This window comes from Porphyromonas sp. KLE 1280, assembly GCF_000700805.1.
GTDB lineage: Bacteria > Bacteroidota > Bacteroidia > Bacteroidales > Porphyromonadaceae > Porphyromonas > Porphyromonas pasteri.
Genome location: NZ_KL362964.1, coordinates 74970 through 89626 on the forward strand (window position 1 = coordinate 74970; position 14657 = coordinate 89626).

Annotated in this window: 12 protein-coding genes; 10 read left to right on the top strand and 2 right to left on the bottom strand. The window is 55.7% G+C overall.

All coding sequences use genetic code 11. The annotated features are described in order from the left end of the window. Positions 1 to 415: 415 nt before the first annotated feature. The 4 genes from HMPREF1121_RS05625 to HMPREF1121_RS05640 all read left to right on the top strand — a co-directional run bounded on the left by HMPREF1121_RS05625 (position 416) and on the right by HMPREF1121_RS05640 (position 3850). The gene (locus HMPREF1121_RS05625) at positions 416 to 1618 is read left to right on the top strand and encodes a hypothetical protein (RefSeq protein WP_044115251.1); all 1203 of its coding nucleotides are present in this window, start codon (positions 416 to 418) and stop codon (positions 1616 to 1618) included. An 89-nt stretch (positions 1619 to 1707) separates the two neighbouring features. After that, positions 1708 to 2310, top strand: coding sequence for a hypothetical protein (locus HMPREF1121_RS05630; RefSeq protein ID WP_044115252.1), 603 nt, complete (start codon positions 1708 to 1710; stop codon positions 2308 to 2310). Between the two features lie 330 nt (positions 2311 to 2640). Continuing rightward, a complete protein-coding gene (locus HMPREF1121_RS05635; protein WP_044115253.1) occupies positions 2641 to 3081 on the top strand; it encodes a PepSY-like domain-containing protein in 441 nt (146 codons plus the stop codon). Positions 3082 to 3115: 34 nt separating this feature from the next. Next, complete coding sequence (locus HMPREF1121_RS05640) at positions 3116 to 3850, top strand: superoxide dismutase (RefSeq protein WP_084151975.1); 735 nt, start codon at positions 3116 to 3118, stop codon at positions 3848 to 3850. A gap of 86 nt (positions 3851 to 3936) precedes the next feature. Here the strand turns inward: HMPREF1121_RS05640 and HMPREF1121_RS08860 are convergent, their stop codons facing one another. Together HMPREF1121_RS08860 and HMPREF1121_RS08865 are read right to left on the bottom strand one after the other, a co-directional pair. Beyond that, positions 3937 to 4686, bottom strand: a complete 750-nt coding sequence (locus HMPREF1121_RS08860; protein ID WP_232223742.1) for a hypothetical protein — start codon at positions 4684 to 4686, stop codon at positions 3937 to 3939. A gap of 30 nt (positions 4687 to 4716) precedes the next feature. Next, positions 4717 to 5142, bottom strand: a complete 426-nt coding sequence (locus tag HMPREF1121_RS08865; RefSeq protein WP_232223743.1) for a hypothetical protein — start codon at positions 5140 to 5142, stop codon at positions 4717 to 4719. A 280-nt stretch (positions 5143 to 5422) separates the two neighbouring features. Between HMPREF1121_RS08865 and HMPREF1121_RS05650 the strand changes: the two genes are divergently transcribed. The 6 genes from HMPREF1121_RS05650 (at position 5423) to HMPREF1121_RS05680 (ending at position 14535) form a co-directional block, all read left to right on the top strand. Further along, positions 5423 to 7720, top strand: coding sequence for a TonB-dependent receptor (locus tag HMPREF1121_RS05650; RefSeq protein WP_044115254.1), 2298 nt, complete (start codon positions 5423 to 5425; stop codon positions 7718 to 7720). Positions 7721 to 8456: 736 nt separating this feature from the next. Further along, positions 8457 to 9305: a MotA/TolQ/ExbB proton channel family protein gene (locus HMPREF1121_RS05660; RefSeq protein WP_044115257.1), complete on the top strand. Its 849-nt coding sequence runs from the start codon at positions 8457 to 8459 to the stop codon at positions 9303 to 9305. A 26-nt stretch (positions 9306 to 9331) separates the two neighbouring features. Then, complete coding sequence (locus tag HMPREF1121_RS05665; protein WP_009432297.1) at positions 9332 to 9808, top strand: hypothetical protein; 477 nt, start codon at positions 9332 to 9334, stop codon at positions 9806 to 9808. 36 nt (positions 9809 to 9844) lie between these two features. Further along, positions 9845 to 10462: an ExbD/TolR family protein gene (locus HMPREF1121_RS05670; RefSeq protein ID WP_009432292.1), complete on the top strand. Its 618-nt coding sequence runs from the start codon at positions 9845 to 9847 to the stop codon at positions 10460 to 10462. Between the two features lie 5 nt (positions 10463 to 10467). Further along, entirely contained in the window at positions 10468 to 10941 is a 474-nt protein-coding gene (locus HMPREF1121_RS05675; RefSeq protein WP_009432294.1) for an ExbD/TolR family protein, read from the top strand. 312 nt (positions 10942 to 11253) lie between these two features. Then, a complete protein-coding gene (locus HMPREF1121_RS05680) occupies positions 11254 to 14535 on the top strand; it encodes a S41 family peptidase (protein WP_044115259.1) in 3282 nt (1093 codons plus the stop codon). Positions 14536 to 14657: the final 122 nt, after the last annotated feature.

Genomic DNA, 14657 nt, shown 5'->3' on the forward strand with positions numbered 1-14657 from the left:
GTGCGTATAGAGTATTTTCCCTGAGAGCAGTATCTTCTCTTTCGTACCACACACCCTACTAACATTGTAAGGGGCTTCGCCACTGCACAGCCCCGCTCATCCCTAATCTCATCATGTTTGGTTCTTATTACCGTATGATCCGGCCTTTGGGCCTAATGTTTGTCCTTTTCTTGCTGGCACTTCGTGCTCCAAGACAGCAGATGCACCTACCATCACGCCTGCTGAGGACAACAGTCGAATTACCCTGTCATCTACCAACACTGGGGAGTCCATCGAGCTGGATATCGAAGCGTCCGCAGAGGCTCTCCCTGTCCTTGGCTCTGGTGCAGAAGCCAAGTCCCTCGGCTTTGCCTACAATGGTCCCAAGAAGATTGCCCTTGAGCTCGATGAGAACAAGACCGAATACAAGGGGCTTGTGATCCTTCGCACGGTCGGACAGAATCAGCCCAACGGCCAAGCTCCCTACATCTACTCCCTGATGAAGTGGAAGCGCAATGGCAAGAAGGCCCTCACGATCCGTGGGGAGTCTATCAAGCTTCCTACCCACATTCCCTTCGAACGCTATGAGTGGGAGGCCATGCTTTACCTCGTGCCCGATGACTTCGAGCTGAATCTAACTCCTGCTGGAAGAGTCCCTGCCTCGAATCTGATCCTTACCTATAAGTCTCTACGTGCTGGGGGTGCCCAGGGCTTGGTCAATACAACGCAGAATCGCACCTTCTCTCTCGAAGTCCCCTATGCCTCTTCTTGGACTCGCCTCTCTAAGACGAAGGTTGCAGGGGGCAGAAGTAAGCTGGTGAATCCCAGCTTCCATCTCCGTCCTCTCGGGACGATGGTAGCCTACACCGTACACAACTCCCGTAAGAAGGCGATCAGCCTCTCGGGGATCAAGGTCGTCTCAAACGTCCTCCTGCCTGAGGCAAAGATTGACCTCAACCCAGGCCTACTGGATAAGCTCGGTGCTAATGAGCTTCCCTCTTGGTTTGGCTATAGCTCCGACTACGAATACCAAACCCACACTTACGGCTTCCCCGTCTCTAATCTGGCTTCGGGTAGCACGACCTCTGATGCGGTCGTCGTGTGGTATCCTACCTCACGTGCAGCTTCTCGCACGAGCTTCGGCTACAATGATGGCACAGCTGAGTCAAGCCCCAGCTATCAGGTGATCTTCCCAGAGGCCTCTCGCTCTATCGATCCCGAGGCTGCCTCGCGCTATGCCACGACGCACGTCTATGCTGTCGGTGCGAGCGAAGGTGGACAGAGCATCGCTAAGCCCAACATGGCGATCGTGCCTATTATGGGGACAGACCTCAACCTCAAGAGTGGGAAGGCCTACCATATGAACTGCGAACTCTATGAGCAGCCCAATATCCAGCTGGGCTACATGTCGCGTCGCCCCCTCTCCTATGCCGCTGCAGGAAGCAAGCAGCAGACCCAGCCTCGTCTCTTCTTCCTCCTGAGACCAAGGAGCAGATCAATGAGAATGTCAGTCTCTTCACACTCGATCAGCTCAGCCGCTATCTGGATCGCTCTAATCCCGCACAGCCTCGTCAGACGACTCCCATCCAGATCGATGGGACGAACTACTATATCCCTGACCACAACACGCTGGCGTTAGCAGGGATCACCCGTAGCAATGCCGTCTTCTATAGCAACTGGCGCTATGACGGGAATACGCCTCCAGCCGTCTCTGATGGCCGTATCGTCATGGCTTATCGTGCCTTCACTCCGATCGAGGGCGGTAAGCTCCAGCAGCCTCGTCGCGAGCGCGTCATCACCTATTCTGATGGAGCTAAGCACGTCTCTACCTCACTGCTCTTCCGTCACGACACGCTCGCAGCTGTCGCAGGCCGCCCTGTGCGTAGTGAGCATCAGGCGGTCTACCGCTTCAAGCCCGTCTTCTTTACGGGCGTAGGCTCCAATATTAAAGACCCCTATATGTGCTATATCGAGGCTACGGCAGTCTATCTCGGGAAGTACTTCGTCGGGGATATCAAGGAGTTCATCCCTCAGTCCTTCTGGGATGATCAGCAGAATACAGCGAATAAGGTCGTACGCTGGTTCTTCGTCCCAGGTACGCATGAAGAGGGTCATATTGAAGCCACGCAGCGTGGGGTACGTGCTGCTTACTGGTCGCTTGATCCCTCGAACTTCAGTCCAGACAGCCGCGGGCGTTATGTCACGGCTCCCTGTATCGGGCGCTATGGGTTCTACGGTAATGAGGAATATAGCTCTGCTTCGCAAGCTGCTAAGTGGAGTGCTCGCGTCCTGCATCCCTATTCGCTCACCTATCAGGGCGACAAGCACTAAGGGCTCTGTGAAGCCCTAACTATCCGCTACGAGCGGGGTGACCTCTGTGATCGCCTCGCCCGTACTGCTTGGGGACTCTGGTATCAACCTATATTGGTCACTCGTGCGACCAATACTGCTTCGCACGCGAACCTATATAGGTCACTATACTCAACCTATACTGGTCGGATTGATGACCTATATAGGTTGCTTTGAAGGTGCTCTATATGTATGTTCGATAGCTGGTTGTGATGGGGGGATTTTCGCAGGGAAAAACCTTTTCTCTCCGCCTCACGTTATAGCGATGGTAATACACCACATTATTCACCCCCAAACTAAGTAATTCAGATTATGAAGAGATTTCTGTCCTTGACCCTCGCTCTCCTCGTACTCGCGACTCTCAGTCTGCATGCAGGTAGCGACCGCGTCATCCAGACCAACCAACTGCCTAAGGCCGCCCAGCTCTTCCTCGCGAAGCACTTTGCCGGACGCAATGTGTCCCTGGCGAAGGAAGATCGTGACTTCTCAGGGACGACCTACGATGTCCTCCTTGCTGACGGCACCGAGATCGAGTTCTCCTCTCGTGGTGAGTGGAAGGAGGTCGACGGCAAGCATACCGCCCTGCCTACGTCATTCATTCCCGCTCAGATCATCAATGCTCTGCGTGCTCAGCATGCTGGCGAGTCCATCGTACAGATCGAGCGCAAGCGTCGTGGCTACAAGGTAGAGCTTAGCTCTGGCCTTGAGGTCTACTTCGACTCGCGCTACCAGATCGTTGGCTACGACGACTAAGCGTCTATCACCTATTTACCCTACCACCTTCATCATGCGAATCAGATCCCTTGCACTGCTCCTTACGGGAGCCCTCACCATCAGTTCACTCTCAGCCCAGACGAAGACAACGAAGGCTACAGCTACAGCACCTGCTGCTACGGCAGAGCCTGCTAAGCCCGCCTTCCAGCTTTTTGACCTGCCGTATGCTACCGATGCGCTCGCGCCTGTCATCAGCCAGCGCACCGTCGAGCTTCACTACGGCAAGCACGTCGTGGGCTATCTGCACAAGCTCAACAAGCTCGTGCATGAGAATGATATCAAGGAGCGGGATCTGGCGCGTCTGGTACGCTTCTCCTCGGGAGCGATCTTTGATAATGCAGGTCAGCTGCTGAATCACCTCCTGTACTTCAAGCAGTTCCGCCCCTACGAAGCAGGTCGCGTCACGGAGCCCCAGGGGGCTCTGCGTGCAGCTCTACTGCGTAGCTACAAGGACTTTGATGCCTTCAAGGCGGACTTTGAGAAGGCTGGTGGTGAGATCTTCGGCTCAGGCTGGCTCTGGCTCTCTACCGATGAGGCTGGAGTTATCTACATTGAGAAGACCTCGAATGCGGGTACGCCCGTCACTCGTGGCCGTGTGCCCCTCCTCGCTATCGACATCTGGGAGCACGCCTACTATCTCGACTATGAGAATCGCCGTGCCGACCACCTGCGTGCCATCTGGCAGATCATCGACTGGGAGGTCGTAGGGCGTCGCTACGAAGCACGCGCTAAGGGCGTGCAGCTGTAGCCGACTCTTTCCTCTTACGATATAATGACGAGGCCCACCCTGCTGATGCGGGGTGGGCCTCGGTGCGTGATGGGGTAGAGGAGGAGCTACTGTCGTTGCCTACGTAGGAGGGTGAAGCGTGGTGAGATGCTCAGGTAGGCCTCGATGAAGGAGCTGGTGCTATGTGCCGAATGTGGGTGGATATAGAGCCCAGCACTCACGCCGAAGGTGTACGCCTCGGACTCGATGATGCGGTAGCTCCCCTGCCAAGCGGTGTAGCGTGGGTGATGTGTGAGGAGGTGGCTTCGTCCCGCACGCCCGACACTCTGCGCAAAGGGGATACCCAGCGGGCTGATGAAGTCGTGCCCATAGAAGTGGCTTAGCTCCGTCTGCCAGCGTCGCCAGCTCAGACCTGCTGTAGCGAGGAAGCCCCAGCCCTTGTCCGAAGCATAGTGCTCGCCCCGCTGACTGTAGACAAGGCCGTAGAGCCCTGCCTGTACCAGCAGGGGGTGCTTGGGGAGGGTAAACTGATGGCTGTACACGGCACCGAGGGCGGCATTGAGCCAGGTGTGCACGGTGTCGGCTCGCTCATTCAGCACGCCACCACGATGGTGGGCGACGGCTTGTAGCTGGAGCTCGAGGCGGTCAGCAGGGCTGACGTCAAAGGCTTGGGCGGTGCTGAGCCCGAAGACGAAGGCCTCCTGATGCTTGTCGCCTCGGAAGATGAAGCTCTGCCAGTCGACCCAGGTGTCCAGTCGGGTACGCTGTCCTTCGTAGCGGATCTGTAGGCCCATCTCGGGGTCTGCGGTGAGGTTGAGCTCAGGATTGTAGAGCGGCTCGATGAGTCGGTGCTTCACTCCGCCCTGCAGATGCCCCAGGAGGATAGCCTAGCCTGCTGCTGGCTGTATCGACGCCTGGAAGTAGGGGAGGAGGCGCAGGCGTGTATAGCGGTCGCCATCGCCCCGCCAGTAGGGGAGATCCTGATAGGCCAAGGCGGCCGGGTAGCGTGTGGCTCCCCAGTAGTAGAGGTTATAGACACCAAGACGTAGCTCAATGGGAAGGTGGGTCTCGGGGCGGTAGCTGAGGTTGGCTCGCAGGCGATAGCCTGGGAGGGTATAGTCTGCGACGAGGTCGGAGGCATATTCGTCATTGCGGAAGAAGCCTTCGCCGACGACGTCCAGACCGAGGAGCGTCGTGCTATCCTTCGGGGCGGTACAGTGAGGCTCTTCACTGCGGTAGTAGGTCTGTGCTCCGAGGTCGGATGCAAAGAGGAGCGTGAGGAGGAGAGGTAAGAAGTGGAAGTATTTGGCCATGATGACGGGGCTAAGTGAAGGGCTTCTTCACAGCACAAAGATAATCCCTTCGCTCCGTCCCCGTGAATCCTGCTCTGAGGAGCGGGAGGATAGATGTGTACTATTGTAGGGGAGGATAGGGCGGGTCTGGTCTTTTTTGAGGTGAATTCGGGGTGAATTTGGTGATTTTATTCGCTGCAACAGCTGCGGGCTCTACTTTTGCGGTGATTTATCCAAGACGGTGCGCTGACGGAGTGCCTTTGCCCGAGTCAGCGGATCGCCCTTAGCTTCATGATCCCCAATGCTTACCAAGAATAAGAAACAGCTACTTGTATTTCCGCTCTTTGCGCTCGGCTTCATGGCTATGCCCATGAGCCTCCATGCAGAGGAGCAGGATAGCATCCAGACCAATCCTATCGAGCAGGTCGTCATCCGCTCCTACGTCCCCCAGCGCCCTACCGCTCCTTCCATAGGTCAGCCTACTGCACTGACATGGATCACGAGCCGTGACCTCAGTCAGTATCGCATGCAGAGTATCACGGACCTTACGGGGCGCGTGCCCAGCCTCTTCGTGCCCGACTACGGCTCGAAGCGCAGTGCCGCGATCTACCTCCGTGGGAGCGGTACGCGTAGCTCGGGCCAGACCATCGGCCTCTATGTAGACGGGGTGCCCGTGCTGAATAAGTCGGGCTTCAACTTCGATATCCCTGGTATCACGGGTGTCGAGGTACTGCGTGGCCCGCAAGGTACGCTCTACGGGCGCAATGCGATGTCGGGCATCATCAACTACTACACGCGCTCAGCCTTCGACCAGCCTGGAGGCGAAGCAAAGCTCACCGCAGGCTCACACCGCCTCCTGCGTGGCTCCGTCGAGCAGGCCTTCCAACTCTCCGACAAGGTGGGGCTAAGCTACGGCCTCTCGGGGACGACCCGCCGTGGCTACTTCTACAATGAGACCCGTCAGGCCTATCAGGACAGTCTGCGTATGGTAGGCGGCTTCGCTAAGCTCGAGTATCGCCCTACGGAGCAGCTTGAGATGGCCCTCTCCCTCTCGGGCGACTACGTCCACCAGGGAGGTTTTCCCTATCGTACAGACGACCCTCGTACCAAGCAGCCACTTCCGCTCTCGGCCGATGCGCCCGAGAGCTACAAGCGCCACACGGCTACGCTGCGCTATCTCCTCAGCTATAAGTGGGGTGGGGTACAGCTCCAGTCGGCGACGAGCTATCAGTACCTCTTCGATGAGACGCAGATGGATATGGATGCCCTTCCTGTCTCGTACTTCTACGTCACGCAGGGGCTGCGTGAGCATGGGCTGACGCAGGAGTTCATCCTTAAGAATCTCCGTGGCGAGCGTCCCAGCCGCTACGACTGGAGTGTCGGGCTCTTTGGCTACCACGATGCCAAGCGTGTAGAGGCCCCCGTGACCTTCTCCTATGGTGGGCTGAGTGCGCTTATCAATCAAGCGATGGCTGCCCTGAAGCGGCGCGTCCCCGCCATGCCTTCGCTCGTCTACTACGATGCTACGCGCTCGGATCGAACGAATGCAAACGACTTCCGTATGCCCGACTGGGGGCTGGCACTCTATCATGAGAGTGCCTATCATCTCACTCCCGCCTGGACGATCACCGGTGGGCTACGCCTCGACTACGAGCACCACGAGATCAGCTACGACTCCCGTGGCTATGAGCTGAGCCTCGCTGTAGCAGGGACGACTCAGGCTCTGGCTACCGCGCCTCCCGTTCACCTCGAGGGGAAGCAGTCGGTAGGCTACTGGAATCTCCTGCCCAAGCTCTCCGTATCGTGGCATCCCACAGAGGCGCTCCGTGCCTATGCTACCGTCAGTCGTGGGGTGAAGACGGGGGGCTTCAATGAGCAGTCCTTCTCCGACCTCATCACCACAGCTCAGCAGAAGGCTCTTCAGGCACAGATCTCAGGGCGTGGGGGCTTCGATAGCTCGACGATCGCTTCGGCGACGACTTACAAGCCTGAGCACAGCTGGAGCTATGAGCTCGGAGCACGCTATGCCCTCCCTTCGGCTGGGCTGGAGCTCTCCTCTTCGGTCTACCTGATGCAGGTGCGTGACCTCCAGCTGACACGCTTCGTCGCCTCGGGGGCAGGCCGTATGGTCGGTAATGCAGGCTCGTCCCGTACGCTGGGCTTCGAGCTCTCCGCCACGCAGCGCCTGTGGTCTTCGCTTCGCGCACACCTGAACTATAGCCTCACGGATGCCCGCTTCACGGAGCAGACGACAGCAGCGAAGAAGGGTAACTTCGTCCCCTTCATCCCGCGCCATACTTATAGCGTGATGCTCTCGGCGAACGAGCCGCTCTCACGCCACCTGCGCCTCTTGGGCGAGGTCGAGTACGCTGGCCTCGGAGAGATCTATTGGCGTGAAGACAATACGACCCGCGAGTCCCTCCAGTCTACGCTACGCGCTCGCCTCGGGCTGAGCTACGACCGCTACACGCTCGCACTGTGGGGAGCCAACCTTACGGATAATAGCTACACGGTCTTCCAGGCTGCCTCACCGCTGGGCCGTCTTTTCCAGACTTCGGCACCCCGTACCCTCGGTGTCGACCTGTCGGTGAAGTTCTAACTCATCTCCCTGCCTCTGCCGTCCACTGCACTTCGCGTGCTGGACGGCAGAGGTGTTTATATTCCCTATATGAGTGCGTGGGTAGAGCTTATATGGGATGGCGAAGAAAGCTATATAGCTTTGGCTTGATTCCGTATAGCTTTGTGAAGTGACCTATATCAGGTTGTTGCTCCGCGTAGGGAGAAAAGTTGTCGACGCGTGGCAGATAAGTTTGGACTACGTACGTAGCTCTAATATCTACGTACGTGGATGTTTGGATTTACGTACCTGGTCTTTAAGACTACGTACATAGATAGAGGAAAACCACTACGTGAAGGCGCTTTTTCCTCTACGAGAAGGATACTTTTCCCTCCGCTGGATAAGAGGAATACTCACGATAAGGCGAAGGGCTTGCGTACCTCTTCAGAGAGGCATATCGGAGAGCTGGTCGCGCGATGCCTTAGCATAATAAATAGAGGGCAGGATTATAGGCAACAGTCTCTATATACTATTGTGTTAGACGAAGCATCGGACGCCCTCTTGTGGAGCGGGAAGACGGCTCAACTGAAGTTCGGTGAACAATGATTTTGTTTTTCGCTTGGAAAAGCTGTATTTTTGATGCCGAAAGGCTCTACACTCGCCCTGCCTTATAGCGGGAATGCAGTACTCCTCGATCTGCTTGTAGTGCCCTTCATACGTTATAGGAACAAGAAGAAACGAATAAATAGAACTAACTAACTCACAAAAACAACTCGACATGAAAAAGTTATTCGCAATCGCTGCTTGCGTGGGTCTCCTCTCTGTAGGTATGGCTAATGTAGCTACGGCTCAGAATGCAGATAGCGCTGCTGCCGCTGCTACGACTCAGGTTGATTCTGCTGCTCCCGCTGCTGACTCTGCCGCTACTGTAGCTGAAGCTCCTGCTGCTGACCAGGTCGCTGGTGAAGAAGCTGTAGCTGAAACGGGCTTCCACCAGGAGCTCAAGACCAAGTTCATCGAAGGGGGTGCAGACTTCATGGCTACCATCGCCATCGCCCTCATCCTCGGTCTGGCTATCTGCCTTGAGCGTATCATCTACCTCAACCTGGCTAACGTCAACCCCGACAAGCTCCTGCGCGACATCGAAAAGGCTCTCGTCGAAGAAGGTAACATCGAAAAGGCTAAGGAAGTAGCTCGCAACACGCGCGGTCCTATCGCTTCTATCGCTTACCAGGCTCTCCTGCGTGCTGACCAGGGTATCGACATCGCTGAAAAGTCTGTCGTATCTTACGGTGGTGTACAGGGTGGTCTGCTCGAAAAGAACCTCTCTTGGATCACGCTCTTCATCGCTATGGCTCCTTCACTCGGGTTCCTTGGTACGGTCGTAGGTATGGTCCAGGCCTTCGATAACATCGAAAAGGTCGGTGACATCAGCCCAACGGTCGTCGCTGGTGGTATGAAGGTCGCTCTTATCACGACCATCGGTGGTCTCATCGTAGCTCTGATCCTTCAGATCTTCTACAACTACATCCTCTCTCTCGTCGAAGGCATCCTCAATCGTATGGAAGACGCTTCCATCACGCTGCTTGACCTGATCGTCAAGTACGATGCCAAGAAGAACAAGTAATCCTACCCTGTAACAACAATAAAGAAATGGCTGTAACTAAGATACGCAAGGTATCCAGCACGACTTTATTAGTCCTCCTGGCGCTCAGCGTACTGATCTTCGTCCTCTTCTTCGCAGGAGGCTCGGAGCTCGACGCTAAGGGCAACAAGGACTATGCGTTTACGGGTATCTTACTTTACTGGACGTACTTCCTCTTCATCGTCACGGTCCTTGCGACGCTCTTCTTCGCTGGACGTAGCATCGCTACCAACAAGACCAAGGACGCTGTAGCACGTAAGTCCAACCTTATCTCCGTCGTCGTCCTCGTCGTCTCACTCATCCTCGGCTATGCTATCGGTAGCGGTGAGGCTATCAAGGGTCTTAACGAAGCTTCGCAGACTTATAACACCAGTGGTTGGCTGAAGGTCACAGACATGTGGCTCTACTCCACCTACGTCCTCTTCGTCGTCACCCTCGGTGCCGTCATCTGGGGCGGTGTATCCAAGAGAGTCCTCGGGAAGTAACGGTTGTAATCAGTAACGAATAGAACAAAAAGCATTATGGCTACGAAAAGAAAGACTCCTGGTATCAACGGATCGTCCTCGGCCGATATCGCTTTTATGTTGCTTATCTTCTTCTTGATTACAACTTCAATGGATACTGATAAGGGTCTGAAGAGGCGTCTGCCTCCGATGGCTCCAAAGCAACAGAAGCAGCAGGAGATCGAGATCAATGACCGCAACATCATGCGACTCTTGGTCAACCGCGCTGACGAGATCGTGATCTCGCGTAAGGATGCGTCTGGCATCGACCAGCTCATCCCCGTCAAGCTGGATCAGCTGAAGGACTACGCTGTCGAGTTCATTACGAACCCCGAGAACAAGCCCTTCCTCCCTGAGCTTGAGCGTCGTGAGATCGAAGGGCTGGGTGAGCGCACCGTCATCACCTCTGGTTATGCTATCTCGATCAAGAATGAGGTCGAGACCAGCTACCAGCAGTACGTCAATGTCCAGAACGAACTCATCAAGGCCTACAATGAGGTCTGGGATGCCTTCGCTAAGAAGGAGTTCGGTGGCAAGACGTTTGAGGCGCTTTCCCCTTCCGAGAAGAAGTCTGTCCAGGATGCATATCCTATGCATATCTCTGAAATGGCTCTCTCTAACCTTGCAAAGAAGTAAAAGACATGGGTAAATTCAGTAAATCAGGTGGGCGTGAGATGCCCGAGCTAAACACTTCGTCCCTCCCTGACTTGGTATTCGCCTTCCTCTTCTTCATCATGATGGTTACGACCATCCGTGAGGTTACCCCGAAGGTGAGCTTCAGTAACCTGCCTACGGCTACTGAGCTTACGAAGCTCGAAGAAAAGTCGCTCGTTACCTTCATCTACGTCGGTAAGCCCAACAAGGAATACCGCGAGATGTACGGGTCTAACTCAGCGATTCAGCTCAACGACCAGGTCACGCAGAATCCTACGGCTGTGTACAGCTACCTCAAGCAGTCACAGTCAAAGATCAAGGACGAGCGTCGCAACCTTATGCAGGTCTCTCTGAAGGCCGATAAGGATACGAAGATGAACATCATCTCTCAGATCAAGGAAGAGCTCCGACGCGCCGACGCACTTAACCTAAGCTACTCGGCTCGTAAGCGTAACGACTAAGTCACGCTTCTCTCTCCGATATTATTCCCTCAGAAGAGAGCCCTCCAGCGCACCTCCGTGTGTCTCGGGGGCTCTCTTCTTTTTTATCCCACTCACTCCCGCACACTATTCTCCCGAGTAGAAGAGGCTTCCCCATGGGGATATCTCATGGAGAAAGTGCTCGATTTTGGAGCGCCTCTTACCTGAGACTTCGGCTTGCTGGAAGCTTTAGCCTGCAAGGGCACTTTCATCGCATTGGGAGCCGTGGGTCTTAAGCCTCCGCATGCAGGTCATCCGCACGCACATACCACACTATACACATCCGTATCGACTATGAAACGAATACTCACTTTAGCTCTTGCATCGGCTTTGGCTTTACCTGCCCTGGCTCATGCAGAGAAAGGATCTCCCCTTTGGCTGCGCCATCAGCAGATTAGCCCCGACGGCTCGCAGATCGCCTTCTGCTACAAGGGGGATATCTACACCGTACCGACGGCTGGTGGGCAGGCACTACGCCTTACCTCTAATGCCGCCTACGACGGTACCCCCATTTGGAGCCCCGACAGCCGTTCGCTGGCCTTCTCCTCCGACCGTGAGGGGAGCAAGGACGTCTATATCGTCAAGGCTGACGGCTCTGGCTTGCGCCGCCTGACCTATAGCAGCGAGAAGGAGGTGCCCGTCGCCTTCCTCGACGGCTCTACGCTCCTCTTCCAGTCCTACGTCATGCCTGATGTGAAGGATGGTATGTATCCCTGGGACTGGTTCGTACAGACCTATTCACTTGACCTCTCTAAGACTATTGCCCGCCCCAAGCTCTACGGTGCTTATCCTATGCTGATGCCTTCGCTGCGTGGTGGCGAGATCCTCTACACCGACGTCAAGGGCTACGAAGATATCTGGCGTAAGCACGCTGTTTCGCCTGTGACGCGTGATATCTGGCTCCGCTCCAAGGATGGCAAGCACACGAAGCTCACGACCTTCGGCGGTGAAGACCGCAATGCTGTCTGGGATAGCAAGGGCGGCTTCTACTACCTCAGTGAGCGCGAAGGCTCCTTCAATGTCTACCACCGTGATGCTGCTGCGGCTGCCGCTGCAGACAAGAAGATCACTTCCTTCACGAAGGACCCCGTTCGCTTCCTCTCTATTGCCTCTAATGGCACGCTCTGCTATGGCTTCGATGGCGAGATCTACACTCAGACGCCTGGTGGTCAGCCCACGAAGGTGAATGTCTCCATCGTCCGTGACCAGGAGGAATCGGCTATCAATCCTGAGACGATCCGTGATGGCGTGTCGTCCTTTGCCGTCGCTCCCAGTAATAAGGAAATTGCCTTCATCGTCCACGGGGATGTCTTCGTCACTCACACCGAATACGGCACGACGAAGCGCCTCACCAGCACCCCCGAAGAAGAGCGTGATGTCGACTTCAGCAACGATGGCAAGAAGATCGTCTACGCCGCTGAGCGTAATGGCGGGTGGAATATCTATATGGCTGAGCTGAATCGCTCGGATGATCCCCTCTTCGTCTATTCGCGTGACATCAAGGAGACGCAGCTGACGAAGAATAAGGAAGCTTCTTTCCAGCCTCACTTCTCTCCCGACGGCACGAAGGTGGCTTACCTGCGTGACCGCACGGGTATTTACGTCCACGACCTCAAGTCTGGCCGTGACTACAAGGTCCTCGACAAGAAGTTCAACTACTCCTACTCCGACGGCGATATCAGCTATCACTGGAGCCCTGACGGCAAGTGGATCCTCGCTAACTATATCGGTCATGGCGGCTGGCAGCACCCTGACTGTGCTATGGTCAAGGCTGATGGCTCTGGCGAGATCGTGAACCTCACCGAGAGCGGCTACTCCGAAGGCTCGGGTAAGTTCGTCATGAAGGGCAAGGCTGTGCTCTTCTCCTCTGACCGTGCGGGCTATCGCAGCCATGGTAGCTGGGGGGCAGAGCGCGACTACTACCTGATGTTCCTCGACCGTCAGGCTTACGAAGACTTCAAGCTCTCTAAGGAGGATAAGGAGCTCCGCAAGGAACTCGCTGACCTTACGACTAAGGACAAGAAGACCGACGAGAAGAAGGATACCAAGAAGCCTGCTAAGAAGTCCACGAAGAAGTCGGCTAAGACTGATGCAGCGGATGCTAAGGATACGAAGGAAAGCAAGGGCTTCACGCCTGACTTCACCGATCTGGATCATCGTACGGTCCGTCTGACACGCGCCTCGGGCTCGCTCTCTGACGCTGTCATCACTGATGATGGTAAGAAGCTCTACTACATCGCTAAGTATGAGAACTCCTACGACCTCTGGGAGCGTGACCTCGAAGAGCAGTCTACGAAGCTCCTCAGCGCACGTGTCGGTGGTGGTAGCCTGATGCTCGGTCAGGACGGGAAGACCGTCTATGTCGGTACGTCCTCTGGACTCAATAAGCTCGATGGTGGTCAGCTCAAGCCTATCAGCTTCGCTGCTGAGTTTGAGCATCGTCCCGCAGCAGAGCGTGAGTATATCTTCGACCACGCTTGGCAGCAGGTCAAGGAGAAGTTCTATGACGTCAACCTCCATGGTGTCGACTGGGACTACTACCGTAAGACCTACCGCAAGTTCCTCCCCTACATTGATAATGATGAGGACTTCGGCGAGATGCTGAGCGAGCTCCTCGGTGAGCTGAATGCTTCGCATACGGGTGCTCGCGTCCATCCTAAGCGCTGGGCTAAGCAGACGGGGTATCTCGGTGCCTTCTACGATCAGAAGCACACGGGCAATGGCCTCAAGATCGAGGAGATCCTCGCTGGTGGTCCGCTCACGCACTTCGGAGACAAGATCAAGGCCGGTATGATCATCGAGAAGATTGATGGCGAAGTCATCGATGCTGATCGTCCCGTAGAGCTCTACCTTAATGGCAAGGTCGGTAAGCGCGTCAGCGTCACCTTCCACGATCCTAAGACGGGTAAGCGCTTCGAGGAATTCATCCGCCCCATCAATCAGTCTACGCAGAAGGATCTCTTCCACCGCCGCTGGGTACAGCAGCGTAAGGATATGGTCGAGAAGCTCAGTGGTGGGCGTATCGCCTACATCATCGTGCCCTCGATGAATACGTACAGCTACCGCAATGCTTACAAGGAGCTCCTCGGTAAGTACCGCAACTACGATGCAGTCATCGTCGACACCCGCTACAATGGTGGTGGTTGGCTCCACGAAGACCTCGTCTTCCTGCTCAGCGGTAAGCTCTACTCTCGCTTCACGCCTCGTGGTCAGTACATCGGTGATGACCCCATCATGCAGTGGACTAAGCCCAGCTGCGTCCTGGTGAGCGAAGGGAACTACAGTAATGGTCATGGCTTCCCCTGGGTGTATAAGACCCTCGGTCTCGGTAAGGTCATCGGTACGCCTGTCGCAGGTACGATGACGGCTGTCTGGTGGGAGACGCAGATCAATCCTTACCTCGTCTTCGGTATCCCCGAAGTCACCTGCGCCGATGTCAATGGTGTCGCTATGGAGAATCAGACGCTGCAGCCTGATATCGAGGTCTACAACACGCCTGCCGACTACCTCTCTGGTCGTGACGTCCAGCTCGAGCGTGCCGTGCAGGAGATGATGAAGACGATTAAGAAGAAGTAACTCCTCCCGCACTTTCACCTTTGAGGTAGCGAAGACCTCCTGCTCTCGCTACCTCAAGGTATCCCTCTTGCCCCTCCCACCAAAGGCGCTGATCCTGAGTGGTCAGCCCTTCGGTGGGAGGG

Bases quoted from the DNA above. Each gene is read 5' to 3' on its own strand.
- HMPREF1121_RS05630 (WP_044115252.1), top strand. From the start codon at position 1,708: ATGGCTTATCGTGCCTTCACTCCGATCGAGGGCGGTAAGCTCCAGCAG.
- HMPREF1121_RS05635 (WP_044115253.1), top strand. From the start codon at position 2,641: ATGAAGAGATTTCTGTCCTTGACCCTCGCTCTCCTCGTACTCGCGACT.
- HMPREF1121_RS05640 (WP_084151975.1), top strand. From the start codon at position 3,116: ATGCGAATCAGATCCCTTGCACTGCTCCTTACGGGAGCCCTCACCATC.
- HMPREF1121_RS08865 (WP_232223743.1), bottom strand. From the start codon at position 5,142: ATGGCCAAATACTTCCACTTCTTACCTCTCCTCCTCACGCTCCTCTTT.
- HMPREF1121_RS05650 (WP_044115254.1), top strand. From the start codon at position 5,423: ATGCTTACCAAGAATAAGAAACAGCTACTTGTATTTCCGCTCTTTGCG.
- HMPREF1121_RS05660 (WP_044115257.1), top strand. From the start codon at position 8,457: ATGAAAAAGTTATTCGCAATCGCTGCTTGCGTGGGTCTCCTCTCTGTA.
- HMPREF1121_RS05665 (WP_009432297.1), top strand. From the start codon at position 9,332: ATGGCTGTAACTAAGATACGCAAGGTATCCAGCACGACTTTATTAGTC.
- HMPREF1121_RS05670 (WP_009432292.1), top strand. From the start codon at position 9,845: ATGGCTACGAAAAGAAAGACTCCTGGTATCAACGGATCGTCCTCGGCC.
- HMPREF1121_RS05675 (WP_009432294.1), top strand. From the start codon at position 10,468: ATGGGTAAATTCAGTAAATCAGGTGGGCGTGAGATGCCCGAGCTAAAC.
- HMPREF1121_RS05680 (WP_044115259.1), top strand. From the start codon at position 11,254: ATGAAACGAATACTCACTTTAGCTCTTGCATCGGCTTTGGCTTTACCT.